General features: G+C 64.8%; 29 protein-coding genes. 17 read left to right on the top strand and 12 right to left on the bottom strand.

Translation table 11 applies throughout. The features are described from left to right. Window position 1 precedes the first annotated feature (1 nt). The 3 genes from JQ616_RS02280 to JQ616_RS02270 all read left to right on the top strand — a co-directional run bounded on the left by JQ616_RS02280 (window position 2) and on the right by JQ616_RS02270 (window position 3,302). Entirely contained in the window at window positions 2-415 is a 414-nt protein-coding gene (locus JQ616_RS02280) for a Rieske (2Fe-2S) protein (protein WP_212011910.1), read from the top strand. Window positions 416-546: 131 nt separating this feature from the next. Then, a complete protein-coding gene (locus tag JQ616_RS02275; protein ID WP_212011908.1) occupies window positions 547-1,164 on the top strand; it encodes a glutathione S-transferase family protein in 618 nt (205 codons plus the stop codon). Between the two features lie 62 nt (window positions 1,165-1,226). Then, the gene (locus JQ616_RS02270; protein ID WP_212011906.1) at window positions 1,227-3,302 is read left to right on the top strand and encodes a pyridoxamine 5'-phosphate oxidase family protein; all 2,076 of its coding nucleotides are present in this window, start codon (window positions 1,227-1,229) and stop codon (window positions 3,300-3,302) included. 94 nt (window positions 3,303-3,396) lie between these two features. Here the strand turns inward: JQ616_RS02270 and JQ616_RS02265 are convergent, their stop codons facing one another. From JQ616_RS02265 to JQ616_RS02255, 3 genes are all read right to left on the bottom strand, one after another. After that, entirely contained in the window at window positions 3,397-4,158 is a 762-nt protein-coding gene (locus tag JQ616_RS02265) for a COG4705 family protein (RefSeq protein WP_212013106.1), read from the bottom strand. A 78-nt stretch (window positions 4,159-4,236) separates the two neighbouring features. After that, window positions 4,237-4,635 (bottom strand): hypothetical protein, encoded by a 399-nt coding sequence (locus JQ616_RS02260; protein WP_212011904.1) that lies wholly within the window; start codon window positions 4,633-4,635, stop codon window positions 4,237-4,239. A gap of 70 nt (window positions 4,636-4,705) precedes the next feature. Then, entirely contained in the window at window positions 4,706-5,449 is a 744-nt protein-coding gene (locus JQ616_RS02255) for a COG4705 family protein (RefSeq protein ID WP_212013104.1), read from the bottom strand. A gap of 258 nt (window positions 5,450-5,707) precedes the next feature. Between JQ616_RS02255 and JQ616_RS02250 the strand changes: the two genes are divergently transcribed. Continuing rightward, on the top strand, window positions 5,708-6,370 hold the full coding sequence (locus JQ616_RS02250) for a response regulator transcription factor (RefSeq protein WP_212011902.1): 663 nt from the start codon (window positions 5,708-5,710) through the stop codon (window positions 6,368-6,370). Continuing rightward, window positions 6,367-7,671 (top strand): sensor histidine kinase, encoded by a 1,305-nt coding sequence (locus JQ616_RS02245; RefSeq protein ID WP_212011901.1) that lies wholly within the window; start codon window positions 6,367-6,369, stop codon window positions 7,669-7,671. The genes JQ616_RS02250 and JQ616_RS02245 overlap by 4 nt, the downstream gene beginning before the upstream one ends. 263 nt (window positions 7,672-7,934) lie before the next feature. Here JQ616_RS02245 and JQ616_RS02240 read toward each other — a convergent pair whose 3' ends face one another. Together JQ616_RS02240 and JQ616_RS02235 are read right to left on the bottom strand one after the other, a co-directional pair. Further along, a complete protein-coding gene (locus tag JQ616_RS02240; protein ID WP_212011899.1) occupies window positions 7,935-8,783 on the bottom strand; it encodes a substrate-binding domain-containing protein in 849 nt (282 codons plus the stop codon). A 40-nt stretch (window positions 8,784-8,823) separates the two neighbouring features. Next, window positions 8,824-9,522: an ABC transporter permease gene (locus tag JQ616_RS02235; protein WP_212011898.1), complete on the bottom strand. Its 699-nt coding sequence runs from the start codon at window positions 9,520-9,522 to the stop codon at window positions 8,824-8,826. Window positions 9,523-9,647: 125 nt separating this feature from the next. Here JQ616_RS02235 and JQ616_RS02230 point away from each other — a divergent pair, with 125 nt between their 5' ends. Then, on the top strand, window positions 9,648-10,460 hold the full coding sequence (locus JQ616_RS02230) for a uridine kinase (RefSeq protein WP_212011896.1): 813 nt from the start codon (window positions 9,648-9,650) through the stop codon (window positions 10,458-10,460). Window positions 10,461-10,473: 13 nt separating this feature from the next. Further along, the gene (locus JQ616_RS02225; protein ID WP_212011893.1) at window positions 10,474-11,298 is read left to right on the top strand and encodes a molybdenum storage protein subunit alpha; all 825 of its coding nucleotides are present in this window, start codon (window positions 10,474-10,476) and stop codon (window positions 11,296-11,298) included. Between the two features lie 190 nt (window positions 11,299-11,488). Here JQ616_RS02225 and JQ616_RS02220 read toward each other — a convergent pair whose 3' ends face one another. Next, complete coding sequence (locus JQ616_RS02220) at window positions 11,489-11,869, bottom strand: hypothetical protein (protein ID WP_249136333.1); 381 nt, start codon at window positions 11,867-11,869, stop codon at window positions 11,489-11,491. Window positions 11,870-12,060: 191 nt separating this feature from the next. Between JQ616_RS02220 and JQ616_RS02215 the strand changes: the two genes are divergently transcribed. After that, window positions 12,061-12,432 carry a cupin domain-containing protein gene (locus JQ616_RS02215; protein ID WP_212011891.1) on the top strand — a complete coding sequence of 124 codons (372 nt, stop codon included), beginning with the start codon at window positions 12,061-12,063 and terminating at the stop codon, window positions 12,430-12,432. A 12-nt stretch (window positions 12,433-12,444) separates the two neighbouring features. Here JQ616_RS02215 and JQ616_RS02210 read toward each other — a convergent pair whose 3' ends face one another. Together JQ616_RS02210 and JQ616_RS02205 are read right to left on the bottom strand one after the other, a co-directional pair. After that, on the bottom strand, window positions 12,445-13,578 hold the full coding sequence (locus JQ616_RS02210) for an acyl-CoA desaturase (protein ID WP_212013100.1): 1,134 nt from the start codon (window positions 13,576-13,578) through the stop codon (window positions 12,445-12,447). 249 nt (window positions 13,579-13,827) lie between these two features. Continuing rightward, window positions 13,828-14,436 (bottom strand): TetR/AcrR family transcriptional regulator, encoded by a 609-nt coding sequence (locus tag JQ616_RS02205; protein WP_212011889.1) that lies wholly within the window; start codon window positions 14,434-14,436, stop codon window positions 13,828-13,830. 112 nt (window positions 14,437-14,548) lie between these two features. On the opposite strand from JQ616_RS02205, the gene JQ616_RS02200 reads away from it, so the two are divergent. The 8 genes from JQ616_RS02200 to JQ616_RS02165 all read left to right on the top strand — a co-directional run bounded on the left by JQ616_RS02200 (window position 14,549) and on the right by JQ616_RS02165 (window position 21,338). Then, on the top strand, window positions 14,549-15,244 hold the full coding sequence (locus tag JQ616_RS02200) for a PspA/IM30 family protein (protein WP_212011887.1): 696 nt from the start codon (window positions 14,549-14,551) through the stop codon (window positions 15,242-15,244). Between the two features lie 54 nt (window positions 15,245-15,298). After that, the gene (locus JQ616_RS02195; RefSeq protein ID WP_212011886.1) at window positions 15,299-15,574 is read left to right on the top strand and encodes a YiaA/YiaB family inner membrane protein; all 276 of its coding nucleotides are present in this window, start codon (window positions 15,299-15,301) and stop codon (window positions 15,572-15,574) included. Window positions 15,575-15,744: 170 nt separating this feature from the next. Continuing rightward, entirely contained in the window at window positions 15,745-16,800 is a 1,056-nt protein-coding gene (locus JQ616_RS02190) for a hypothetical protein (protein WP_212011885.1), read from the top strand. Next, window positions 16,797-17,672, top strand: a complete 876-nt coding sequence (locus JQ616_RS02185; protein WP_212011884.1) for a HesA/MoeB/ThiF family protein — start codon at window positions 16,797-16,799, stop codon at window positions 17,670-17,672. Before JQ616_RS02190 ends, JQ616_RS02185 begins: the two co-directional genes overlap by 4 nt. Then, a complete protein-coding gene (locus JQ616_RS02180) occupies window positions 17,669-18,868 on the top strand; it encodes a hypothetical protein (protein ID WP_212011883.1) in 1,200 nt (399 codons plus the stop codon). Before JQ616_RS02185 ends, JQ616_RS02180 begins: the two co-directional genes overlap by 4 nt. Next, window positions 18,865-19,986, top strand: a complete 1,122-nt coding sequence (locus JQ616_RS02175; protein WP_212011882.1) for a GNAT family N-acetyltransferase — start codon at window positions 18,865-18,867, stop codon at window positions 19,984-19,986. Before JQ616_RS02180 ends, JQ616_RS02175 begins: the two co-directional genes overlap by 4 nt. Continuing rightward, the gene (locus tag JQ616_RS02170) at window positions 19,983-20,978 is read left to right on the top strand and encodes a hypothetical protein (protein ID WP_212011881.1); all 996 of its coding nucleotides are present in this window, start codon (window positions 19,983-19,985) and stop codon (window positions 20,976-20,978) included. Before JQ616_RS02175 ends, JQ616_RS02170 begins: the two co-directional genes overlap by 4 nt. Before the next feature lie 153 nt (window positions 20,979-21,131). Further along, complete coding sequence (locus JQ616_RS02165) at window positions 21,132-21,338, top strand: hypothetical protein (RefSeq protein ID WP_212013099.1); 207 nt, start codon at window positions 21,132-21,134, stop codon at window positions 21,336-21,338. 299 nt (window positions 21,339-21,637) lie between these two features. Here JQ616_RS02165 and JQ616_RS02160 read toward each other — a convergent pair whose 3' ends face one another. Both JQ616_RS02160 and JQ616_RS02155 read right to left on the bottom strand, forming a co-directional pair. Then, window positions 21,638-22,198, bottom strand: coding sequence for a DUF2478 domain-containing protein (locus JQ616_RS02160; RefSeq protein WP_212011880.1), 561 nt, complete (start codon window positions 22,196-22,198; stop codon window positions 21,638-21,640). 70 nt (window positions 22,199-22,268) lie between these two features. Further along, window positions 22,269-23,678, bottom strand: coding sequence for an aldehyde dehydrogenase family protein (locus tag JQ616_RS02155; protein ID WP_212011878.1), 1,410 nt, complete (start codon window positions 23,676-23,678; stop codon window positions 22,269-22,271). A 359-nt stretch (window positions 23,679-24,037) separates the two neighbouring features. Here JQ616_RS02155 and JQ616_RS02150 point away from each other — a divergent pair, with 359 nt between their 5' ends. Continuing rightward, window positions 24,038-24,418 carry a hypothetical protein gene (locus JQ616_RS02150; RefSeq protein WP_212011876.1) on the top strand — a complete coding sequence of 127 codons (381 nt, stop codon included), beginning with the start codon at window positions 24,038-24,040 and terminating at the stop codon, window positions 24,416-24,418. Window positions 24,419-24,525: 107 nt separating this feature from the next. Here the strand turns inward: JQ616_RS02150 and JQ616_RS02145 are convergent, their stop codons facing one another. Both JQ616_RS02145 and JQ616_RS02140 read right to left on the bottom strand, forming a co-directional pair. Continuing rightward, entirely contained in the window at window positions 24,526-25,017 is a 492-nt protein-coding gene (locus JQ616_RS02145) for a YfbM family protein (protein WP_212011874.1), read from the bottom strand. 66 nt (window positions 25,018-25,083) lie between these two features. Beyond that, window positions 25,084-25,935 (bottom strand): SDR family NAD(P)-dependent oxidoreductase, encoded by an 852-nt coding sequence (locus tag JQ616_RS02140; RefSeq protein WP_212011872.1) that lies wholly within the window; start codon window positions 25,933-25,935, stop codon window positions 25,084-25,086. Between the last annotated feature and the right edge of the window lie 6 nt (window positions 25,936-25,941).

The raw sequence follows: 25,941 nt of genomic DNA, 5'->3' as shown, positions 1-25,941 counted from the left end.
GATGACCCGTCACATCGTCGCGCGCACCAGCGAGATTCCTGCCGGCGGCAACAAGGTGTTCGGCCTCGAGGGGCGCGACATCGTCGTGTTCCACGTCAATGGCGAGTTCTTCGCGCTGCTCAATCGCTGTCCGCATGAGGGTGCGCCGCTGGAGAAGGCGGCCTGCGTGGCGCGGCTGACATCGCCGGAGCCCGGCGTCTATCAGCGCGATCGCGTCGGCGAGATGCTGCGCTGTCCGTGGCACGGCTGGGAATTCGACATCCGCAACGGCCAGTCCTGGTTCGATCCGACGCGGTTCAGGATCCGCTCCTATCCGGTCGCGGTCGAGAGCGGCGCGGAGTTGCAGAAGGGGCCATATGTCGCCGAGACGTTTCCGGTGCACATTGAGGACAATTACGTGATCGTCGAGATGTAACAGGTACTTCGGTATTATTGCGGTATATGCAATAATGAAGTTACAACAACGATAATTATAATAATAGATGCAATGCGCCATCTTGAGCTCGCGGTCGGGATGACCCCGCCCACGACATCAGGAACGGCGCCATGAAGCTTTATCACTTTGCTCTGTCCGGCCACGCGCATCGCGCGCGGCTGTTCTTGTCCCTGCTGGGCATTCCGCACGAACTGGTCGAGGTGGACCTGAAGTCCGCCGCGCAGAAGACGCCGGAATTCCTCACGCTCAATCCGTTCGGCCAGGTGCCGGTGCTCGACGACGACGGCACCATCATTCCTGACTCCAATGCGATCCTGGTCTATCTCGCGACCAAGCTCGGCCGCACCGACTGGCTGCCGCAGGACGCGAAGGGCGCTGCCGCCGTGCAGCGCTGGCTGTCGGTCGCCGCCGGCGATCTCGCCTTCGGGCCCGCTGCGGCACGGCTCGTCACCGTGTTCGGCGCCAAGTTCAATCCGGAAGACGTGATCGCGCGCGCCCATGTGCTGCTGAAGCGGCTCGAAGCCCATCTGGCCAACCGGGACTGGCTGGTCGGCGCGCAGCCGACCATCGCCGACATCGCGCTCTACAGCTATCTGTCGAGCGCGCCCGAAGGCAACGTCGATCTCTCCGCCTATCCGCGCGTTGTCGCGTTCTTGCGCCGGATCGAGGCGCTGCCCGGCTTCGTGCCCTTTGCCAAGACCCCCGTCGGGCTGGCGGCAGCGGCGTGACAGGTTGATCGGGCGTGCCTTTGCGGTGCGCCCGTCCAAGCCCCGAGAGGGAGGGCGAGGTGATGAGCGACAGGCGAACCAAGAGCAAGCTCCCGGCCTGGCATGCCGGCGAGATCGCAATCCAGCAGACGGCGGGCGTCGTCGAGAAGATGGCAGCGGTCGGCCAGCGCGCGGTGCGCGACTTCATGCCCGACCAGCATCGCGAGTTCTTCGCGCAGATTCCCTTCGTCGTGGTCGGCAGCGTGGACCGCAGCGGCGATGCATGGGCTTCGCTGCTGGCCGGCCGGCCCGGCTTCATCGCCTCGCCGACCCCGCGCAGTCTCGAGATCGATGCGCAGCCCGACCCCTCCGATCCCGTCAGCGAAGGCATGCGCGAAGGCGATGCGATCGGACTATTGGGAATCGAATTGCACACGCGACGGCGCAACCGCGCCAACGGGCTGCTGCGCGGATCGTCCGGCAAAGCGCTCAGTTTCGAGCTCGATCAGAGCTTCGGCAATTGCCCGCAATACATCCAGCTGCGCGATTTCGGCTTCGTGCGCGCGCCGGAAGAACCTTTCAACGGAGAGATCGAGACGAGCACGGCGCTCGATCAGGCCGCGCGCGACATGATAAAGGCGGCGGATACGTTCTTCGTGGCGTCCTATGCCGAGCGTGAGGACCGCCGTCAGGTCGACGTCTCGCATCGCGGCGGCAGAGCTGGCTTCGTCCGCGTCGCCAATGACGGCACGCTGACGATCCCCGATTTCGCCGGCAATCTGTTCTTCAACACGCTCGGCAACATCTTCGTCAACGGCAAGGCCGGGCTGGTGTTTGCCGATTTCGAGACCGGCGACCTGCTGCAGCTGACCGGCGATGCCGAGGTGATCCTGGATTCGCCTGAGATTGCGGCATTCCAGGGCGCCGAACGTCTGTGGAGTTTTCGTGCGCGCCGCGTGGTGCGCAGGCGCGGCGCGTTGCCGCTTCGCTGGGCGTTCCGCGCCGACGGCTGGTCGCCGAACGCGCTGATGACCGGCGATTGGGCGCAGGCCGCTGATCGCATCCGCGCGGCCGAACTTGCGACGCGGTGGCGTCCGTTCAAGGTCACCGGGATCGTCGACGAGAGCCGCGCGATCCGTTCGTTTCACCTCCAGCCGGACGACGGCGCAGGGCGGCTGCCGCACCAGGCGGGACAGCATCTGCCGATCCGCATCGCGTTGCCCGGCGCCGACAAGCCTGTCATCCGCACCTACACGCTGTCGGTCGCGCCGTCGGATGGTATGTACCGCATCAGCGTCAAGCGCGACGGGCTGGTATCACAGCATCTCCATGACCACGTCCGTGTCGGCGATATCATTGAAGCCCGCGCGCCGGGTGGTGGCTTCACGATCGATGCCCGGGAGAAGCGGCCGGCCGTGTTGCTCGCCGGCGGTGTCGGCATCACGCCGCTGCTCGCGATGCTGCGCCACGTGGTCTATGAGGGGCTGCGCACCCGCGGCATCCGGCCGACCTTCCTGTTCCAGGCCGCGCATGCCAAGGCGGACCGCGCGTTCAGCGACGAATTGCGGCAACTCGCCGATGCCGCTGGTGGTGCCGTGCGGATCATCCGCGTGCTCAGTGATATCGATGGTGCCGAGCAGGGCACCGACTACGACGCCGCGGGGCGGATCGACATGGCGCTGCTGTCGCGCGTGTTGCCGTTCAATGATTACGACTTCTATCTGTGCGGGCCGCCGCAATTCACCCAATCGCTCTATGACGCGCTGCGCGGCTACAACGTCGCCGACAACAGGATCCACGCCGAAGCGTTCGGCCCGTCGTCGCTGGTGAGGAAGCGGGACGCCGTCACCGCGGCGCCGCCGCGCCGGCCTGCCGCGACCACGTCGGTGCCGGTTGCCTTCACCGCATCGATGAAGGAGGCGCGCTGGACGCCGGAGTCGGGAACGCTGCTCGAGCTCGCGGAGGCGCGCGGTCTCAGCCCCGCGTTCAGTTGCCGGGAAGGCAATTGCGGAAGCTGCCGAACCCAATTGCAGGCCGGTGCCGTGACCTATCTGAGGGAGCCGACCGCCGAGGTTGATGATGACGAGGTGCTGATCTGCTGCGCCGTGCCGGCGCAGCCGGAGACGGACGGTGAGGGGCGGCTGCAACTCGCGCTTTGATCAGCCATCCCGGTCAGTGAGGTATCTGGTCGCCATTGCCGGCGGTCTTGCAGTCTGACTCCAAGAACGGAGTCCGAAGCGGGAAGGCTGTCGTTCACGCGTGCTCGCCGGCCCGCTGCGGCAGGATGAAGACCAGGGCGGCGATCGCAACGGCGAGGGCGACGGATGCCGTGTAGCGGCTGAGGGCGAGGCCTCCGTGATCCAGCGGCTTGTCGAGGAAGTCGCCGACGGTGGCGCCGAGCGGCCTGGTCAGGACGAAGGCAATCCAGAACAAGACCGTGCGCGACACGCGGGTCCAGAGATAGGCGGCGGCCACGATGGCGATGCCGGCAGCGAACACGATGGCGCCGGCGCCATAGCCGAGGCCGGTGGAGTCGGCCATCCAGTCGCCGAGCGCGGTTCCGAGCGTTTGCGAGAACAGGATCGTGATCCAGTAGAAGGTTTCAGCCGCCTTGTTGTCGATCGATGCGATCGAGACCGTTCCCATGGTGCGATGCCACGCGGCGAGGGACACAACCAGCAGCCCGGCAAGCAGCGATGAGCCGCCGAGATATCCGATCCCGAGCGAGCGGTCGACGAAGTCGGCAAAGGTCGTGCCGACAGTCGTCGTCGCGATGATCACCGTCCAGTAGAGCAATGGATGGAAGCGCCGCGCCGCCATCTGCGCTGCGACGGCGACGATGAAGATGACCGCGAAGATCGCGGTGCCGACGAGATAGCCGAGATTCATCGACATCGTGACGGCGTCGCCGCCGGTCTCGCCCAGCGTCGTGGCCAGAATCTTGATAACCCAGAAGCCGAGCGTGACGGCGGGGACCTTGCCCGCGCCGTCGTCGGCGGCATTGTCGTGCAGCATTTCCATGGGATCGTCGCTCCAAGGGACGTTGCCGGCGGACGATGCCGCCGGCGTGTGGTCGAATGATGGACGGGGAGATCAGGCCTTCATTGAGTCCATGATCGACAGCAGCTCGGTGAGCGCCGTCTTGCACTTGGCCGCATCCGGATTGGTCTCACGCACCGCCGCGAGCGCACGATCGATCGCCTTGTCGACCGTGTGCCAGTCGGCAGCCGCGCGCGGCTTCAATCCCGCTTCTGCTTCGTCCCATCTGGTCTCGAGATCCTTGATCCGTGTCTTGGCGCCGGCCAGGTCGCCCTTGTCGACCAGTGCAGCGACATCGGCGGCGATGCTGCGGAACGGCGTCAGGTCGCCGAGTTTTGACGTGGCTGCGTGCGCGCGCGGCAGTAACAGCAGGCGTCCGCTGGCATCGGGGAGCGGCTGGATCGCAACGAGCGCAACAATCGCCGTCGCAAGTCCGAGTGTCGTCTTGTTCATCGTGGTTCTCCTCTTTGTTGGGGTAGTTCGATCGTCGCCCGTGCAGACGCCGTCGAATTCATGCGCCGGGCTATGCTTCGTGCGTTGCGCCGCTGTCGTCCTCGAACGACAGCCAGGCGACCAGTGCAACGATCACGGTCAGGAAGGCGAGGCTGGTGTAGATCGTGCCGAGGCCGACGCCGCCATATTCGCGAGCCTGGGACAACAGGTCGCCGAGCGATGCGCCGAGCGGGCGCGTCAGGATATAGGCAAGCCAGAAGGTCAACACCGCATTGGCGCCGAGCGCGTAGGCCGCCGCGATCGCCGCGATCAGTGCCGCGAACGCGATCACCCCGACATTGAAGCCAAGGCCGAGCGCTTCGGTCGCAAGGTCGCCGGCGGCCGTGCCGAGGGCGAATGTGAAGAGGATCGCCGCCCAATAGAACAATTCGCGCCGCCTGGTCACGATGCTGTGGATCGACAGCGTCCGCTCGACCGCGAACCAGATCGCGAAGGTTGCGGCCAGGGCGAGTGCGAAGGCGACCGTGCTGACGTAGAGGCTGATCTCGAGCTTGTCGGTCAGCGCATCGGTGATCTGCGTCCCGACGATGCTGACGAGCACGACCGTCAGCCAGTAGATCCAAGGCACGTACCGGTCCATCCGCAGCTGGATGACGAGCACTGCCGCCAGCAGCCCCGCCATCAGCAGCCCGGTCACACTTGTTCCGAGGCCGACATGGACGGCGAGATAATCGGCGCCGGTCTCGCCGACCGTGGTCGACATGATCTTGATCAGCCAGAAGACGAGGGTGACTTCGGGCACCTTGTTCAGCATGCTGCGGCCGATGAGTCGGGTATCATCCACGGTGTGAGGCTCCGCTTGTGGTCGGCGGTTTCGCCGGGTTCGAAACGGAGCGTGCGCTGGGAGACTTAGCCCCGCCTTAGGTGGTTGGGCCGGCCGCCGTTTGGACGCCGAAAGCCCTAAGTCGCGGCTAAGTCGAAGCTGATATGATCGCGCGGCGTCGCGGGTTATTCGGTGCGACGCAGTTTCGCCGGGCGTACCCCGGCGCGCATTTGGATGGATTGCCGGGCGATGCGGGTGCTGTTGGTGGAGGACGACAGGATGATCGGCGCCGCCGTCGTCGAGGCGCTGAGGGATGCCGCCTATGCGGTCGACTGGGTGCGCGACGGCGACCTCGCCATCGAAGCCAGCCGCAGCGAGACCTACGACATTGCGCTACTCGATCTCGGACTGCCATTGACTGATGGTCTCGACGTCCTCAAGGCGATCCGGGACGGTGCCTTGCGCCTTCCCGTGATTATTCTCACCGCACGCGATGCGCTCGACGATCGCATCCGGGGGCTTGATCTCGGCGCCGACGACTACCTGGTCAAGCCGTTCGAGATAGGAGAGTTGTTGGCACGGATGCGCGCCGTGCTGCGACGCGAGGGCAGCGGCGCGCCGCCGGTTCTGACCAACGGCGAGCTTCAGCTCGACCCGGCGACGCGGGAAGCCACTTTCTGCAAAGAAAAAGCCATCCTCAGCGCACGTGAGTTCGCGCTGCTTCAGGCGCTGCTGAACCGGCCGGGGACGATCCTGTCCCGTGCCGAACTCGAACGCCAGATTTACGGCTGGAGCGAGGAGGTCGAGAGCAACGCGGTCGAGTTCCTGATCCACGCCGTCCGCCGAAAGCTCGGCGCCACGGCGATCAGGAACGTACGCGGCGTCGGATGGATGGTGGATCGTTCGCGATGATGAGATCGCTGCGTGGACGCCTGTTCGTCGGACTCACCGCGATCATCCTGTTGACCGGCGCCGTCGGCGGAATGCTGGCGTACAGATGGGCCTACAGCGAGGCGATCGAGACGCAGGACTCCGTCCTGATCCAGATCGGCAGCTTCGCGCTGAGCGCCTCGATCAGGCAAAGCCGGCCTGTCACCGGCGTCGACGAGGACGCCGAGGTTGCCGTCGTCGAGCTGGGTGAGACGCCGCGCGGCTCCGCCGACGATCGCCGGCTCTGGGGACTGAAGGACGGGCTGCACAATGATGTCTATCGTGGGCAGCCGGTACGCGTGCTGCTTCGCACGCGACCGGACGCCAGCCGCTTCGCGGTGACGCAACGCACCGAGATCCGTACGGAAATTGCGGGCGACATGGCGGTGCGGACATTGTTGCCGATCGCAGCGCTGGTGCCTTGCCTGCTGCTGACGACCGCATTCGTGATCGCGCGGTCGTTCCGGCCGATGTTGCGCCTCGCCGGCGATCTCGACGCGAGCAAGGTGGATGACATCGGCGAGTTGACGGCGACGGGCGCGCCAAGCGAGCTTCAGCCGTTCCTTGGCTCGATCAACGGGCTGCTTCGACGGATGCGCGTCATGATGGAGCAGCAACGGCGTTTCGTCGCCGACGCTGCCCACGAGCTTCGAACGCCGGTCACCGCGCTCAGCCTGCAGGCGGAAAATCTTGCCTCCCTCGACATGCCGGCGGAGACGCGTGATCGGCTGGACGCGTTGAAGAGCGGCATGCGCAGGACGAAGCATCTGCTCGAGCAACTACTCGCGCTCGCGCGTCAGGACGCCGCGCCGTCCAGCGTGAGCACACGCGTGGAGATGGACGAGATCGCGAAAGGCGTTGTCGCGGATCTGCTGCCGGAGGCCGCAGCGCGCAACATCGATCTCGGTTTTGCCGTGGTCGAGGCGGTCGCGGTGAACGGTGATCCGCTGTCCCTGATGTCGGCGATCCGAAACCTGGTCGAGAACGCAATCAAGTTCACGCCGAACGGAGGGGCTGTCGATCTTGGCGTCTATCGCGAGGACGGAATGACCGTCATCCAGGTCGAGGACACCGGGCCGGGGATTCCGCCGCAGGATTTGGGACGGATAACCGAGCCGTTCTTTCGCGGCGCTCAGCCGAGTGGAGAGGGGGCTGGGCTCGGGCTCTCGATCGTGAAGCGAATCGTCGATCATGCCGCCGGTTCGGTCCTGTTCGAAAATGTGACCGGTGCCGGACGCTCCGGCTTGCGCGTGACCGTCAAGCTGCCGGCAGCCGATCGGTGAGGCCGGGCGGCGATGGGCAAATGCGCGGCGGGTGCGCGGCATTGTTGCCATTGCATATTGAGACCGGCCCGGACTATCGCTACTAGTGCAGTTCGGATGCGGGCCCTTGCATTCGCCCTATTGATGACGTCGGTTCTCCAATGAATAGCTTCAGGCTGATCATCGCTTGAAGCATACTCGTAGTCAGCCAGCCGCTCTGAGGCTCTGCCCCGCGGTGGGTCAGGCCCGGCGCGTGCTTACGGAACGCGACCGGGCCGCTTCCTTCAAGCATTGGGATCGTTCGCGTTGGGATAGAACAGCTGCTGGCCGTTGATCTTGTAGCCGGCGATCGCGCTCTGTCCCTCCGGCGAAATCAGAAAGTCGATGAAGCGCTGGCCGGCTTCCTTCTTCACCGTCGGATGCTTGACCGGATTTGCCAGCATCACCCCGTACTGATTGAACAGCCGCTTGTCGCTTTCAACGAGGACTGCCAGGTCGCCGCGATTTTGGAACGCGAGCCATGTGCCGCGGTCGGACAGCACATAGGCGTTCGACGCCGCGGCCATGTTCAGCGCCGCGCCCATGCCCTGGCCGATTTCCTTGTACCAGGAGCCACGGTCGTTCACGATGTCGATGCCGGCCTCTTTCCAAAGCTTCAGCTCGGCAATATGGGTGCCGGAATGATCGCCACGGGAGACGAACGGCGCGGCTCGGGTCTTGATGGTTTGCAGCGCGGTGAGGACATCCTTGCCCTTGATGCCTGCCGGATCGTCCTTCGGACCGATGACGACAAAGTCGTTATACATCACCGGATAACGCTTCACACCGAATCCCTCCGCAAGGAACTTCTCCTCGGCTGATCTGGCATGAACGAACACCACGTCGGCATCGCCGCGGCGCGCGGTGTCAAGCGCCTGACCGGTGCCTTGTGCCAGCACCTTCACCTCGAGACCTGTCTTCTGCTTGACGATCGGGAGCAGGTAACCGAACAGCCCGGAATCCTGAGTGGACGTCGTCGACGCCACGACAATTGTCTGATCTTCCGCCCAACCCGGACGAGTGAAGGTCTGCCCACCAAGCGCGGCAAGCGCGATGATTGCGAGGATGCGACGTGAGCCGAACCAATGCTTCATGCGAGCGATCTCCCTTTGAACAACAATATTGTTTGGCACTTCAGCGACCGGTCAAGATGCGTCCGATCAGGAAACTCAACGCGCTCACGGTCATCGATAGGATGACGAGGATGATGCCAAGCGCAAGCGCAAGGCTTAGCTCTCCCTTGCTCGTCTCCAATGCGATGGCAGTGGTCATGGTGCGCGTATAGCCGCGCACATTGCCGCCGACGATGATGATTGCGCCGACCTCGGCGATCGCCCGGCCGAAAGCAGCGAGAAATGCGGTCAATAGTCCGTCGCGTCCGATCGCCATGAGCGACCGGGTGGCGCGCAAGCGCGAGGCGCCGTCGACGAGAAGGGCATCGCCGTAACGAGCCCATACATCCACCATCATCCGGTGTACCAGCGCAATGACGATCGGAATGCCGAGAATGGCCTGCGCGATCACCATGGCGGTTGGCGTGAACAAAATCCCCAGCGTCCCCAACGGCCCCGATCGGGATAGCAGGAGGTAAACAGCAAGTCCCACCACGACCGGCGGCAACCCCAGGAGCGCATTGACGACAACGATCAACGTAACTCGGCCCCGGATCCGATAGATGGCCAGCGCCGTCCCCATCGGCGCCCCGATTGCGAAGGCAAGGAGGCTGGCCGTCAGGCTGACGCCGAGCGACAGGCCGACGATCTGGCGTAACTCCGGATCAAAATGGCCGATAAGGCTGGCAGCCAGTTCCAGCGCCTGGGTAAAATCATTCATGGTCCCCTACTAAGCCAGACCTCGGCAAATAAGCAAAATTATCGAGGTCTTGAGACGTGCCTCGCTTACCGCTACCAGTGCAATCCGGAAGCAATGCCAGGCGCATTGGAGAAAGGACGTTTCTCATGGCAAACACAACGGCGGAGCTTGAAGGGCTCCTGATGCAGCGGTCGCTGACCGATCCGCAGCTTTTGGCGACGGCGGAGGCGGCATCGGACTTCCGGATCCTGCCGGATGCCACGGTGATCAAGATCGGCGGGCAGAGCGTGATCGATCGCGGCCGTGCCGCGGTGTATCCGCTGGTCGACGAGATCGTCGCGGCCCGCAAGGCGCACAAGTTGCTGATCGGGACCGGTGCGGGCACCCGCGCCCGGCACCTCTATTCGATCGCGGCCGGGCTTCGGCTGCCGGCCGGCGTGCTCTCGCAGCTCGGCGCCTCGGTCGCCGATCAGAACGCGGTGATGCTGGGCCAGCTGCTGGCCAAGCACGGCATCTCCGCGGTCAGCGGCGCCGGCCTGTCGGCCGTGCCGCTCTACCTCGCCGAGGTCAACGCCGTGATCTTCAGCGGCATGCCGCCCTACGGGCTGTGGATGCGGCCTGCACCCGAGGGGATGATCCCGCCCTACCGCACCGACGCCGGCTGCTTCCTGGTAGCCGAGCAGTTCGGCTGCAAGGCGATGATCTATGTGAAGGACGAGAACGGTCTCTACACCGCGAACCCGAAGACCTCGAAGGGCGCGACCTTCATTCCGAAGATCTCGGTCGTGGAGATGAAGGCCAAGGGATTGCAGGATTCGATCCTGGAATTCCCAGTGCTCGATCTGCTCGCCTCCGCGCGTCATGTCCGCCAGGTGCAGGTCATCAATGGCCTCGTCCCCGGCAATCTCACCCGCGCGCTTGCGGGCGAGCATGTCGGCACCATCATCACCGCGAACTGAGCGAGACACGACCATGGATGATACCATCAAGCACGTTGCTTCGCCGCTCGCGCGCCAGACCCTGCTCGACAGCGATCTCACCCGTCCCGTCGCCGGCGGCCGTCCGATTCCGCTGCTACCCTGGGTGCAGGTGATCAAGATCGGCGGCCGCTCCATCATGGATCGCGGCCATGAGGCGATCCTGCCGATCGTCGCCGAGTTGCGCGCGCTGCTGCCTGAGCATCGCATGCTGATCCTGACCGGCGCCGGCATCCGCGCCCGCCATCTCTACAGCGTCGGTCTCGACCTCGGACTGCCGGTCGGTTCGCTTCAGCCGCTTGCGGCGAGCGAGGCCGGACAGAACGGCCATATCCTCGGCTGCCTGCTCGCGCCGGAGGGCGTGTCCTATATCGAGCATCCGACCATCGCGAGCCAGCTCGCGATCCATCTCTCCGCATCGCGCGCGGTGGTCGGCAGCGCGTTTCCGCCCTATCACCATCACGAGTTTCCGAACTCGCGCATCCCGTTGCATCGGGCCGACACCGGCGCGTTCCTGCTCGCCGATGCGCTCGGCGCCGCCGGGCTGACGATCGTGGAAGATGTCGACGGCGTCTACACCGACGATCCCAACGGTCCTGATGGTAAGAAGGCGCAGCTGCTGCGCGAGACGAGCTTCGGCGACCTCGCCAAGTTGAAAGGCACGCTGCCGTTCGATCCTACGCTGCTCGAGGTGATGGCCAATGCGCGGCACATCGAGCGGGTGCAGGTCGTGAACGGCCTGGTTCCCGGCCGGCTCGCCGCGGCGCTGCGGGGCCAGCATGTCGGCTCGATCATTCGCACCGGCGCGCGGCCGGCGTAACTCGAACGGCGGACTCCACTTCACCTCGCCCCGCCTGCGGGGAGAGGTCGGAATTCAAGCGCAGCTTGAATTTCGGGTGAGGGGGAGTCTCCGCGGACGCAGCTATCACCGTACGTGCGGATGCAGCCCCTCACCCCAACCCTCTCCCCGTAAGCACGGGCAGAGGGAGCTTAACGCCAGTGCGCGGCGATTACTTGATCGTCGCGCGCACCGTGATGATCGAGGTGCCGGAAGCCTTCGGTCCCTGACCGGTCGCCTTGATGGCGAACGTATCGTTGCCCTTGTACTTGGCCTTCGCCCGGTACTCGAAGGTCGACGCGTTGATCTTCTTCAGTTTGCCATAGGCCGGCTTCTGCGAGATAGCGGAGTCCGTCACCGTGCCGCGGATCCCGATCGGGATCTGGCAGCTTTCGCCGGACGCGACGTCGATATCGCCGCTCGAGTTCTCACCCCAATCCGCCAATGTCACCGACATCGAGCATTCCGGCGTGGGTTGCGCCGACAGCGCCGGCGTGACGTCTGATACTGCAGGGATGAGCGCCATTGCGGCGACCACGATACGCGTTTTCATGCAAGGCCCATTGCTCAAGGTTTTCGGCACGGGAATCCTGCAACGTGGGAGCAGGGGTGGCAAGGGCTTCGCCGCACCCGTGTGACATGTGTTGAAATCCTTTGATGCTTGTTGCGTCGCGAGCGCGTCCCCATAGTCATTGCAGCCTGATCCAATCAGGACAAAGACTTGTGTGACAAGAAGGAGTTCCAATGGCTGAAAGCAGCGACGGTCAGGCAAAGGGTCAGCAGGCCGGATTTGCCGGCGTCACGCGCAAGACGCTCGAGCGTCTTGCATTGCCCGGCGATCACCGCGAGCTTGTCGTTGCCGAGGTGACCTATCCGCCCGGCGGTGTGGCGCCGCTGCACCGCCATCCCGTTGGCGGTGTGATCTTCATCGTCGAGGGCGTTGCCGAGTCGGCCTATGGCGACGAGGCGCCACGGCAATATCGGGCCGGCGAGACCTTGCAGGATCGCCCCGATGTTCCGCACACGCTGTTTCGCAATGGTGATCCGGAACGGCCGCTGCGCTTCCTGACCATCTACGCGCTCGAACCCGGGCGCGCCTACACGATGGAGCCGTAAGGCTGCGAAACGCTAACGGTGGCTGGCTTGAGGTTTCGAATTTGCGCCAGCCAGCGCAGGTGGAACGGCCAGGAGCAGACAAACCGATTCCACAAGCAGATCATGTGCACGGTCGACGATGTCGTCCAGCGAGCTCGTCTTCGCGAACATGGCCTGGGCTTCGGCCAGCAACCGCTCACGCGTCGGAATGCTGGGCAGATGCAGGTCGGCACGGTGCTGCAACTGAGCCAGCGCCTCCCGCACCGACAACCCGGTTTCGTGCACCGACGATCTGATGGCCTGCGCGATGTATTCGGGGTTGAAGCGGCCGGCGAGCTGCTCAGCCGTTCGCTTGATCACACGCGATCCCAGGCGCTGCTCGTTGCGGAGAACCTGCGCCGGCGGCGCCTTCAGCTCCCAGACGAGGCCGAGCCAGGACAACGTCACCAGGACATAATAGGTCGCATCAATCTCCCACCACCGGAAGCCTTGCCGCGCACTGCTCTGGTAGGCGTGATGATTGTTGTGCCAACCTTCGCCCATCGTAAATAGAGCCAGCAGCCAATTGTTGCGGGAATCGTCGCCCGTCACATAGCGCTTGCGTCCGTGAACATGCGCAAGCGAGTTGATGCAGAACGTTGCGTGATACACCAGCACGGTGCTCCAGAAGAAACCGACCACGAGCCCCGGCCATCCGCCAATGAGGAAGCACAGCGCTGCGACCACGATCGCCGGCAACACCTCCAATTTGTGCAGCCACATCAACTCCGGATAAGAGGCAAAGTCCGCGACTTTCGTCAGATCGGTTGCATCGTGCTGCCGATAAAAGATCCAGCCGAGATGACTGTACACGAAGCCTTTATGCCCCGGCGAATGCACGTCCTGCTCGGTGTCCGAATGAAGATGGTGATGCCTGTGTTTCGCGGCCCACCAAAGCACGCTTTTCTGGGCGCTGCTTTGGGCCAGGAATGCCAGGACGAACTGAAACGTCCGGCTCGTTGCGTAAGCCCGATGCGAGAAGTACCGATGATAGCCGGCGGTGATCGCAAACATGCGCAGCCAGTACAGGGCGACGCAAATCGCGATCGCTTGCCATGAGACGCCGGTCCAGATCGCCGCCAGACATCCTGCGTGGACCAGCAGAAACGGGAGGACCTGCGGGTACATGATGTCGTCGTGTTGGAGATCCGGATCGATATTGGTGGACAAGCTCGTGACCTCAGTTGCTTCGATGCGCGGGCCGCGGGGCAAGGCGGCTTTTGCGCGCTGTAATAAGTAGAACCCCACAGCCGGTAGACAAGTCGCGGGGTCGCGAAACCAGTGGCTCTGCTAGTACATCGGTTGTCAAAGCAGCATGGCGCCGATTGCCGCAGCTGATGCCGCACGCAGGTTTTCCGCTGGATGGGAGCACCTGCGCTAGTCCTTCTTCGCCGTCAGCCCGTCGACCATCGCGCGCGTCAATGTCGCGATTTCGCTGCGCAGTTGGCCGATGGGCACCGCGATCAGCTTGTGCTCCAGCCCAAGCGCGACCATGCCGTGCACGGCGGAGAACAGGCTGCGCGCGGTGACGCCGAGCTGCGCCGGCGAACGCTGCGGAAACAAGGCGACGAGCGGCTTGTAGATGTGGCGGAACAATTCCATCTGCTCGGTGATCGCCCATTCCGGCACTGGCTTGCCGGGCTGCATGCGATGCTCGAACAGCGCGCGCCACAGTTCGAGATTGTCGGCGGCGAAGTCGCAATAGGCGACCGCGATCCGCACCAGCATCTCGCGCGGCGCCGCCGCGGCGCCGATCTCGGCCAGCGACAGCGAGGCATCGAGCCGGGCCAGCGTGCGTGAGCCGACCCGCAGGATCAGCTCGTCGACATCCTCGACCAGATTGTAGACGCCGCCATTGGCGACACCGATTTCCTGGGCCAATTCGCGGGTTTTCAGCCCGCCGAGACCCTTTGTCGCAATTGCCCGTTCTGCCGCCTCGATCAGCGCTTCGCGCAATTTTGCACGTCGTTCCAATGCCTTGGACATGTTTTATCCGTCGTTAACCACAGGCATGAGCGTTGCTCAAATAATTCTTGAGCAATGCTCATTATGTGGTACAAGAGATTCATGAGCGATGCTCATAGCAGGGAGCGATCAAATGTTCAAAACTGTTTTCACACTTTTCCGCGGCACCGTTGCGGTGGCCGAAGAGGAACTGCAAGACCGGACCGCGCTGGTCATCCTCGACCAGCAGATGCGCGATGCCGCCGCCGCGGTCGAGCGCTCGAAGCGGTCGCTGGCGCTGGCCATTGCCGGCGACCAGCAGGAAGGCCGCCGGCTCGAGGCCACCAACGCCCGGATCGCCGATCTCGAGGTGCGCGCGTCGGCGGCGCTCGAGGGCGGCCGGGAAGATCTCGCCCGCGAAGCCGCGCAGGCGATCGCCAATCTCGAGGCTGAACGCGATGCCGCAATGACCGCGCGCACCCTGTTCGCCACCGAGATCACCCGGCTGAAGCGCCACGTCGCCAATGCCGAGGCGCGCATCGCCGAGCTCGATCGCGGCCGCAGGCTGGCCCGCGCCTCGGAGGCGGTGCGCTCGCTGCGCCGGAGCGGCATCGAGGCGGCACGGCCCTATGAGTCGACGCTCCCTGAAGCGGAGGCGACGCTGAAGCGGCTGCGCGAGCGGCAGATCGAGATGCAGGCGGCCGACGACGCGCTGTTCGAGATCGATACCGCCTCGGGTCCGCTGGCCACTGCCGAGAAGCTTGCCGAGCAGGGCTTTGGCCCGCGCATGAAATCGACCGCCGACGACGTGCTGGCGCGGCTGAAAGCCAAACGCCCGAACGCTGCCTGACCTCAAGCCTGAAACCAAGCCAACTTCAAATCTGACATCATCAAGGAGACGACCATGAACCAGACCATTCAACCCCACAGCAGCAGCTGGGTGACCTTCACTTACGCGTCCTTCGCGGCCTCCGCCTTCCTCGTCGGCGTTGGCGTGTTCTTCCTGCCGATCGACCTCTGGATGAAGGGCTATCTCACGATGGGCATCGTGATGCTGGTCCAGACCTGCGTCACGCTGACCAAGACGGTGCGCGACAATTACGAGAGCGGCAAGTTCGTCAACCGCATCGAGGACGCCAAGGCCGAGCGCCTGCTGATGGAAGTCTCCAAGGCGGCGTAAGCCGGGAGCCAGAGCGAAGCGGCGGGTGTCTTGCACCCGCCGCTTCGTTGTTCGGGGCAACTTGTTCCGTTTCCGGAAGGCCTTGTTTACCCTGCGGCCAAGGGCGGCAGGTTGCGCTTATGGCTCCTTAACAGGCCAGAGTGCAGAGATCGCGCCCGAGGGACAGAGAAATGGCGTCCACGGACAATCCGACCCCCGCTTCGCGCGGCAGCAAGGGCCTGGCGAAGGCGCGCGCGGCCTTTGACGGCCTGCGCAGCCATGCCGGCTTCTGGCTGAAGGCGCTGTCGCAGCCGACCATCGATCTCACCTTGCGTACCCAGGCCGGGCAGCGCACCCGCATCATCGAATCACCGGGCCTGTCGCTGCCGAAGGACGAACTCGACGCGCTGGTCGCGCAATTGCGCATCGTCGCCGCCAAGACGCTGCCCGAGGAGAGCCTGACCTACGGCATCTTCTCCGGCGAGCCCGAGCGGCTGTCGCGCGCCGTCGTCACTTTGATTTCAGAGGAAGACACCGGGCGGCCGATCGCATTCAACGCGCTGTCGGTGATGGACGTGCCGCTCGACGGCGAGCCGGCCGAAGTGACCCATCTCGGCCTCGTCATGGTCGATCCCGATGTGCGCGGGCAGGGGCTGTCCTGGGTGCTCTACGGCCTGACCGCGCTGGTGCTGTTCGCCCGCGACGGCTTGCGGCCGAAATGGATCTCCAACGTCACCCAGGTGCCGGCGGTGGTCGGCATGGTCAGCGACACGTTCTCCGACGTGTTCCCGTCGCCGCAACCGGGCGCGCGGCAGAGCTTTGCACATCTGCAGCTGGCGCGCGGCATCATGGCCCGGCATCGCGCGGTGTTCGGCGTCGGCGAGGATGCCGGCTTCGACGAGGCGCGCTCGGTCATCACCAATGCCTATACCGGCGGCTCGGACGCGCTGAAGAAGACGTTCGAGATCGCGCCGAAACATCGCAACGCGATCTATAACGAGTTCTGCGAGCGCGAGCTGGATTACGGCCGCGGCGATGACGTCCTTCAGCTCGGCCGCGTCGATCTGGCCGGCGCGCGCCGTTACGTCATGAGCGAGGTGCCCTCGGGCTCGCTGCCGGCGTTGCTCGCGGCATCCGCGATGTTGGCGCTACAGCGGCTGGTGCTGCCGGTGGTGTACTGGCTGGACGACAGCCGCGCCTTCGGCACGCTGCGGCCGCGCCGGCAGGAGAACGGGGCCGCGCGATGAACTTCGACTATTACTCCTTCACCGGCCGCAACATCGGCTTCATCGACGAGCATGAGCAACAGCTGTTGCGCCAGGCGCGGGTATTCGTCTGCGGCGTCGGCGGCATGGGTGGCGCGGCCTTCATGGCGCTGGCGCGCGCCGGTGTCGGCAAGTTCGTGATCGCCGACATCGATCGCTTCGAGGTCTCCAACCTCAACCGTCAGGTGTTCGCCTTCGCCGACGAGGTCGGCCGCGAGAAGGCTGAAGTCGCCGCCGAAGCCGCCAAACGCATCAACCCGACCATTGAGGTCGAGGTGCTCGGCGAGAACTGGACCAGCGAGCTCTCAGGGATCGCCGAACGCTGCCCGGTCATCGTCAACGGCATGGATGATATCGCCGCCGGCGTGCATCTGTACCGGACCGCCAAGCGTGCCGATGCAACCGTGATCGACGCCTATATGTCGCCGCTGCCGTCGGTGATCGTGGTGCGCCCGCACGATCCGAGGCCGGAGCAGCGCCTCGGCTTTCCGACAACAGGCAAGGACTGGACCGATATCACCGACGACGACCGCCGCGCCGCGATGCGTGCCGAGATCGAGCACGTGATGCTGCACTCCTCGTCGCGCAACTATGTCGACCTTGCGATCGCCGGTGAAGTCGCGGCCGGCCGCCGCAGCCGGATGTCGTTCGCGCCGATGGTGATCTCGACCGGCATGCTGATGGCCTATGAGGCGGTCGCGCTGATCCTCGGCCGCACCTCCGGCACAGATTGCCGCGGCTGGTTCCTCAACCCGCATCGGCCCGCGATCGAGAAGCCGCGCAACGCGCTGGTTGCCGCCCTGATGCGCCCGCTGGTCCGGCGGGCCATCGACGAGTTGACGAGCGGCAAATGACCTCCGGGGCAATCGCCGATTCCATCGTCAATCTCTGCGGCGCCATCGGCGTCACGGTGGCGATGATGACATTCTATCGGCGCGATCCAAGGAGCCCGCTGACCCGCCGCCTGCTGCTCGCGCTCGGCGTGATCGCGCTCCTGTTCCTCGACCGTGGCCTTGCCTGGTGGAGCGGAAGCCGACTGCTCGACCGGCTCTCGGTGATCCCGGCCGCGCTGATCCCGCTCGGCGCGCTGATCGTCACCGAAGGCATCCTGCGCCGCCACGCGCCGCGCGCGGTCAAGATCGCGGCGCTCGCCGGCGGCATCCTGCTCGGCCTCGGCGGCACGTTCGGGCTACAGCGTTTCGCTATGCCCTATGCGATCATGCTGGCGCTGTTCCAGCTCGCGGCCTTCGCCACCTGCGCGCTGCTGCTGGCGACGCGCGACCGCGCCGCGCTGATGGCCTCGGAGAACCGTAGCATCGGCCGCATGGCCGTTGGCGCGCTGGTCGTGATCCCGTTCATCCTGACCGATTTCCGCACGCTGTTTCCCGACATTCCGGTGCGGCTCGGCGCGCTCGGTGCGCTGCTCACGGTCACCGTGATGCTGATCGCCGGCGGCGGCGCCGAGACCCGCCGGCATGGCCTGGCGATGATGGCGCTGCGGCTGATCTCGTCCGGCCTGCTGGGACTCGCGGCCAGCTTCATGGCGCCTGACGTCGATGCCGCGCAGATGGTGCGGTTCGTCGCGGTCGCGATCGCCGGCGTGCTGACCATCGGCCTGATGACGGACGCGCTGCGGGCGCTGTTCGAATCCCAGGAGCCGGGCATGCTCAATTCGGTCGCGGCCTCGCCGGCGCAGACCCGCGAGCAATTGATCGCCGAGCTTGCGCGGCACCCGATCTTCGAAAGCGCCCGGCGCTTCCGCGAGGGCGAACTGGTGCCTTACGATCCGCCGCTACTGCGCGACTTCCTGTCGACGCGGCGCGTGCTGCGCCGGCCCGACGCGCCTTGGGGCCTGTCGCCGACCGATCCGGCCGCCGAGCGCATGGTCTCGCTGATGACGTCCAACAATGCCACCCATGTCATCGTGCTCGCGCACGATCCGCTCGATCTGATCGTGCTGGCGGTGCCGGTCACCGCCGCCGATCCCGCCACCGAAACCGCGCTGGCGCTGGTGCGGCGGCTCTTGGCATTGACCCCGGAGGCCAAATGACGCTTGAGCTCCGCGAGGGCGATCGCAGGGCGGCGTTCGACGCCGCGCTCAATGCCTATGGGCCCGACAGCCTCTATGTGCCGCCGCTGTGGAGCGATTTCGACCGGATGTTCGACCCGGCGAAGAACCCGTTCATCATCGAAGGCCACGGCCGTTATGCGCTGTTCTCGGCGCATCGCGACGGCCGGCCGGTCGGCCGCATCGCCGCCTCGATCCATGACGCATCGAACCGCAAGCACGGCACCCGCCACGGCGCGTTCGGCTTCTTCGACTGTATCGAAGACGTCGAGGTGGCCGATGCGCTGCTGCGCGCCGCCGAGCAATGGCTGTCCGCGCGCGGCATGAGCCGGGTCGCCGGCAATTTCAATCTGACGGCGATGCAGCAGATCGGCGTGATGACCGACGGATTCGACCATGCGCCGTTCACCGACATGATGTGGTCGCCGCCGCACATCGCGCAGCATCTCGAACGTACCGGTTACGCCGCGACCTTCCCGATGACGACGTTCGAGATCGCGCTCGACGGCGGCAAGCCGGAGCAGCTGCTCGGCGACAAGCAGCGCGCGGTGCTGGCCGACAAGGATTTCGTGTGGCAGCCGATCAAGCGCTCCGCGTTCAAGGTGCGGCTGGAGGATGCGCGGCTGATCCTCAATGACGGCTTTGCCGACAACCCGATGTTCGTGCCGCCGACCGCGGCCGAATATCTGTTCCAGGCCGGCGACATGATGTGGATCATCGACAAGCGGATTTCGACGGTGGTCTATCACCGCGGCCGGCCCGCCGGCGCGATCATCGCGATCCCGGACCTCAATCCGCTGATCAAGGCGATCGGCGGCCGGGTCGGATTGTCGGCGCCGTTCAGATTCGTGCAGCACCGCATGCTGAACACCCGCGCCGTGCTGATCTATCAGTCGGTTTGCCGCGACCTGCATAATCGCGGCCTCAACGGCGCGATGCTGTACCGCACCGCGCTGGCGTTGCAGCAGGCCGGCTACCGTACGCTCGGCGGCACCTGGATCGCAGATATCAACGGCCCCTCGCTGCGCCAGGTCGAGAAGGTCGGCGCCCAGCCGCTACACCGGCTGCACCTGTTCACCAAGCGACTGGCCGCGGCATGAGCGCGCTGACGCCCGATTTACTGCGCGAGCTGGTCGCGGAGGCGCGGCTGGCGCCGAGCGTCCACAACATCCAGCCGACCCGCTGGCGCTTGCTCGACGGCGAGCGCCTGGCGCTGGTCGACGATACCTCTGTGCGCGCGCCGGTCGCTGATCCCTCGGGCCATGATGTTCTGGTCTCGCACGGCGCGGCGCTGGAGGGTATGAGCCTCGCGCTCAACCGCCGCGGTCTTGCCATCACGGCGATGACGACGATCGAGCAGCCGCTGTCGCCGCAATCTGCCGCGCTGTGCAGCTTTGCGATCAGGCAAGGTGTCGCGCCCGATCCGCTGGCCGGCCTCGTGACGCGTCGCATGTCGTGGCGCGGCAAGTTTGTGGCGTCGCCGGAAGACGGCGCATCACTGGTACAGCTTGCCGTCGCGCGTGACGATCTGGTCTGCATTGGGGATCGCCCCGCAATTGCCGATATCGCGGGCTGGGCCGACCAGGCTGAGTACTCCTTTGTCCGCGGTGACGACTACAGGGCCGAACTGCTGGAATGGATGCGGTTGTCGCCCGGCCATCCGCATTATTTGCACGACGGCCTCAACCGCGATGCGCTCGCCATGAATGCGGTGGAGGCCACCGCCGCCCGCTATGTGCTCGGCAGCCTGTTCAAGCCGCTGGACCGTCTCGGCCTCGCCGCAGCCCTGCTCGCCGACAGCGCCAAGACTGCCTCGGCAGCGGCGATCGTGCTGTTCTGCCGTCCGGTCGGTGAGGATCCACTCACGACCGGGCGGCATTTCTATCGCAGCTGGCTGGAGATCGATCGCGCCGGTTTCGCGGCCTGTCCGATCTCGGCGCTATCAGATCATCCCGACTTCAACGATCGGCTGCGGAAACTTGCCCGGATCGGCGGCGAGCTGCGCCTCGTCAACGTGTTCCGCGTCGGGCGATCGGCAAAACCGGTGAAACCCCGGCATTTCCGGCTGCCGGTCGAGCAACTGATCGTCTAGAATTTTGTCTTGACGGGTTTCGTCACGCGAACCGCTATCCGCTTCGCTCGAATCCGCATTAGGATGCGCTCACAAAAAGAGCGCGATACCGGCTGTCAAAACTTCACGGGGTCGTGCTATGACGCCGCCAGCTAACCAATGACCGGTGGGATGATGTCGAAGCAATCGTTGCGCGAGGAGGCCGATCGCCTGATCCGCGAGACCATGGAAAAGCGGAACCTGGTCATCAAGCAGGGCATGACCCGGATCGAGGCGGTCTGCGGCAAGTGCGGCGCGCCGAACCGGGTGCAGGCGGAAAAGGGCCAGTCCCGCGTCAAGTTCACCTGCAAGAACTGCGACCACAAGCAGGAAACGCTGTAGGCGTTGCTGTTGCGGTGGGTGGGTTGCTAACCCATCCTGCGATTCTGCTTGTACCGTCATCCTGAGGTGCGAGCGGAGCGAGCCTCGAAGCATGCACGGCCCGGCCGGTGGCCGTCGATCCTTCGAGACGCGTGCAAGAGCGCGCTCCTCCAGCGACAAAGGCAAAGCCTTTGCGCGGGGATGACGGTGATGGTGCCGTAGGGTGGGTTAGCGAAGCGTAACCCACCATTTTTCCCGCGATGAGCAAAGTCGGTGGGTTACGCCTTCGGCTAACCCACCCTACGAAGCTACGAAGCCGGCTACTTGAACGCCTCGCAGACCGTGGTGTGATCCGGCGCGATCCGGGCGGCGGTCCGAAGCGAGACGTTGCGCCACCAAGCGTCCAGCGCGTGGCGGTCGCAGGCGAGCTTCACGCTCATGCCGCCGGCGAACTTGATCCAGTCGCCAAAGCTCGCGCGCGACACCGCGATCACGACCGGAATATCGGTGTCGAGGGCGCGTTCGATCACGAAGCCGAGGCCCTTGCCGTCGCGTTCCCGCTTGCCGAAGCGGTTGACGATGACGAGATCGGCGCCATCAGCGAGCGCATCGGCGACGCGGGCGCCTGCGGCCTGCAGCCGCGACAGATCGAGCTTGCAGCCCGTCGCACCCGGTGCCGGCGGCTGCGCCAGCAGCAGCGTCTCGCCGCTATGCACCAGCACCGCCGACAGGCTGGAATCGGCGCATTGGCCGGTCTGTACCATGCCGACCACGCGTGTGCCCTGCGCCTTCAGGTCGGCGGCGAAATCGCGCAGCACGGCGTCGGGATCGTCATTGTCGTCATAGACCAGGGCGGCGAGGTCGCATTGAGCATCGAACATGATGGGCTCTGTTCGTTGTGGAGGAGAGGGCGGCCGCGGCGCAAGAGCAACGCGGCCGCATGTTGTTGGATCAGGCGGCGGGCGGGCCGTTGATGATCTGCAGCTGGGTGAATTCGGCGAGGCCTTCCTCGGCGAATTCGGTGCCGATGCCCGACTGCTTGGCGCCGCCGAACGGAATGTTCGGGGCCATGTCGAGGTGCTTGTTGATCCACACCGTGCCGGCCTCGATCTGGGTCGCGATCTCATGCGCCCGCTTGATGTCCGACGACCACACCGACGCGCCGAGACCGTAGGTGGTGGCGTTGGCGCGGCGGATCACGTCATCCTTGTCGGAATATTTGATCACCGGCAGCACCGGGCCGAACTGCTCCTCGTCGACCAGCTTGGAGCCCTCCTTGATGTCGCGGACGATGGTTGGCTCGATGAAGTAGCCGGGGCGGTCCATTGCGGCGCCGCCGGCGATCACGTTGCCGTTCTTGCGGGCGTCGTCGAGGAACGCCTTCACCTTCTCGTACTGCATCTTGTTCTGCAGCGGCCCGAGCTTGGTGCCCTGCTTGGAGCCGTCATCGACCACGGTGTTCTTGGCGATCGCGACCAGCTCGTTGCAGATCTCGTCATAGACCGACTCGTGCACATAGAGCCGCTTGATGGCGAGGCAGACCTGGCCGGAGTTCTGGAACGCGCCTTCGAAGATGCCGGGTGCGACCTTCTTCGGATCGACGTCGTCGAGCACGATGCCGGCATCGTTGCCGCCGAGCTCGAGCGTGATCCGCTTCAGGGTCTGGGATGCGCTCGCCATCACCTTCTGGCCGGTCGCGGTCGAGCCGGTGAAGGAGATCTTGCGAATGTCCGGATGCTTGGTCATGTGATCGCCGAGATCGTTGGCGTCGGCGATGAAGTTCAACACGCCCTTCGGCAGGATGTCCTTGACCAGCTCGGCGAAGCGCAGCGAGGCCAGCGGCGTGGTCGGGGCGGGCTTCACCACCAAAGTGTTGCCGGCGAGCAGCGCCGACGGCAGCTTGAACGCCAGGATCAGCAGCGGATAATTCCAGGGAATGATCGCGCCGACCACGCCGAGCGGGCGGCGATAGGCCTCGACCTTGCGGTCGCCGGAATTCTCGATCACGCGCATCGGCAGTTCCAGCGAGCCGAGATAACGGAAGAAGCCGGCCATGCCCATGACTTCGCCGGTGGCATCGGCGAGCGGCTTGCCTTGTTCGCTGGTCAGGATCCGCGCGAGCTCGTTGGTGTTGGCTTCGATCACCTCGGCCATCTTGATGATGAGCTTGCGGCGCTCAGCCATCGGCGTGGCGGCCCAGGCCGGGTAGGCGGCCTTCGCGGCGGCGACCGCCTTGTCGAGCTGTTCCTTGGAGGCGCGCGGGCATTGCGCCACCACCTCTTCGGTCGCCGGATTGAGCACCGGCATCGTGCTGTCGCCGGGTACCATCTTGCCGTCGATGAGAAGACTGTAATCACTCATAGGCTTCGCTCTCCCTGGTGAAACGGGCCGTTCGGGCCTCGCTATATCCCGTCATATATCACGCATGCGGAACGGAAGCCACGGCCATCAGCGGGCGCCCGGCATCGCGCCGAACCGCCTGAAATCCTGAGGAAATGTCAAAGAAAAATCAGCCGAAAAATTCAGTCGAGAATTCAGCCTTGGCTTCGTGATCGTATATTCGCCGCCGCCGGTCCGGCGTCAACCGGAGCGGCCTGCGCTTCAATGTATTCTAACGCCGCCTGCGACCGGGGCGGACGCGCACCCCCTATACTGGGGCTGGACGCTCGTCGTCTTCACGATATATTGGAATGAATATAACGATAATCCGGAGTGCCGGCATGCAGATCGAAACCCAGGAACTCACCACCTGCGAAGTCGCGTCCGACGGTTGCGCCATTTCGCTGGGGTTCGTGGACGGCAAGGGCGAGCCGGCAACCATCCGCCTGTCGATCAACCAGGTCGGCGCGCTGGTGATGACGTTGCCTGGCCTGATCAGCAAGGCGTTGCAGACCCGCTTCGGCGACCAGTCGCTGCGCTACGCCTATCCGCTGGATTCTTGGACCATCGAGCAGTCGACCGATCCGGCCCAGGGCATGATGACGCTGAAGACGTCGGACGGCTTCAGCGTCTGCTTCTCGATCCCGCGCGCCCAGCAGAGCGAGCTCGGCGAGGCGCTGGTGGCGCAGCCGGCGACACGGGTGCACGTGCGGGCGAATTAGGAAGCGCGTGATGCGTAGGATGGGTTTCGCTTCGCTCTACCCATCCTACTGTTCTCTGATCCAAGCGCCGTCATAGCCATGGCCGGCGAGCAGCATGGATCTCCCTGTCACTGATCCACCGTGAAAATAACGGCACGCCCCCGCTCCGCGGCCTTTGCGTAGAGCTCCTGCACGCCCTTGAACCAATCCCAGGTATAGTCCAGGTCTTGTTCGCCATACTCGGGCGCATAGTCCTTTGGAACGATCGTATGATACTGCTGCCGAAACCACGCCTCAGTGATGTCCTTGAGCGCGCTGGCGGCCTCCCGAACATTTTCGTCTGATACCAGCGAAACGATGTAGGAGTCGCCTCGATGGAGCTGTCGCGGTCCGAGTACGCAGTGATTGAGCGGATCGGGGCCGTTCCCATATTCGAGCCGGCCATCTGTGAGGCAACGATGCATCGCATCCCAAGCCTTGTCGCATTCGGCCAAATTGTCCTCGTCCCACGTTCCCTCGATAGCCTCGACAAGCGCCATGACACTGTCGTCGTCCTTCGCAGCAAGCAGCGCATTCGCCTGCGCTGGCGTGATTGCAAAGAACACTCCGCGGCATGACATGCCGTTCCTCCCGTCATAAACGTCAAGAACATTGCCAACAGCCGCATAGCTCGGCAGGGGTGTCGCTCATTTCCCCTTCACGAACGCGGCGAAGGCATCGCCGAAATCCTTGTGCCAGCGTGACAGCGGCGGGCGGTTCTCGACGATGTCGCCGGCGGCCCACAGGATGCGGCGTTCGTCGAGTGCGCGCGGCACGTCGTTGTCGGGGCAGAGGATGTAGAAATCACCGGCTCCGAGGCGCTCGATCATGAAGTCGACGGTCTGCTCCGATGTCCAGGCGCCGGCCGGCTTCTCGGTCCGGCCGCGCGCGGTCAGCCCGGTGAAGACAAAGCCCGGGATCAACAGATGCGCCGTGAGCTTGCAGCCGTCAGTGTTGCGCAGCTCGTGCTGCAGCGCTTCGGTGAACGCCTTCACGCCGGCCTTGGAGACGTTGTAGGCGGGGTCGCCCGGCGGCGTGGTGATGCCCTGCTTGGAGCCGGTGTTGATGATCAGCCCGGGCCGGCCGCGCTTGATCATGTTGGGTGCAAACGCCTGGGTGCCGTTGATCACGCCCCACAGATTGACGCCAAGGATGCGCTGCCAATTGTCGGATGGACCGAACATCGCGCTGCCGGGCTGGATGCCGGCATTGTTCATCAGGAGATCGGTGCCGCCGAACCGCTTTGCGACACCGGCCTCGAGCTCCGCGATAGCCTCCGCGCGACTGACGTCGACGGCCGCCGTCATGATGTCACCAGCGCCACCCGGCGCCGCCGATGACAGTTTTGTCGCAGCCGCCTTCAGCCGGTCATCGCCGAGATCGGCGATGCATACCTTCATGCCGGCCTCGGCAAACCGCAATGCGGCAGCAAGCCCGATGCCGGATGCGCCGCCGGTGATCACGGCAACATGATTGGCTGATATCACGGGGTGAGGCATCTGTTG

The sequence above is a fragment of the Bradyrhizobium tropiciagri genome (genome assembly GCF_018130545.1).
In the GTDB taxonomy this organism is placed as follows: Bacteria; Pseudomonadota; Alphaproteobacteria; order Rhizobiales; family Xanthobacteraceae; genus Bradyrhizobium; species Bradyrhizobium tropiciagri_A.
Note: the sequence above shows the minus strand (reverse complement) of the source record. Positions and strands in the feature narration are given on the sequence as shown.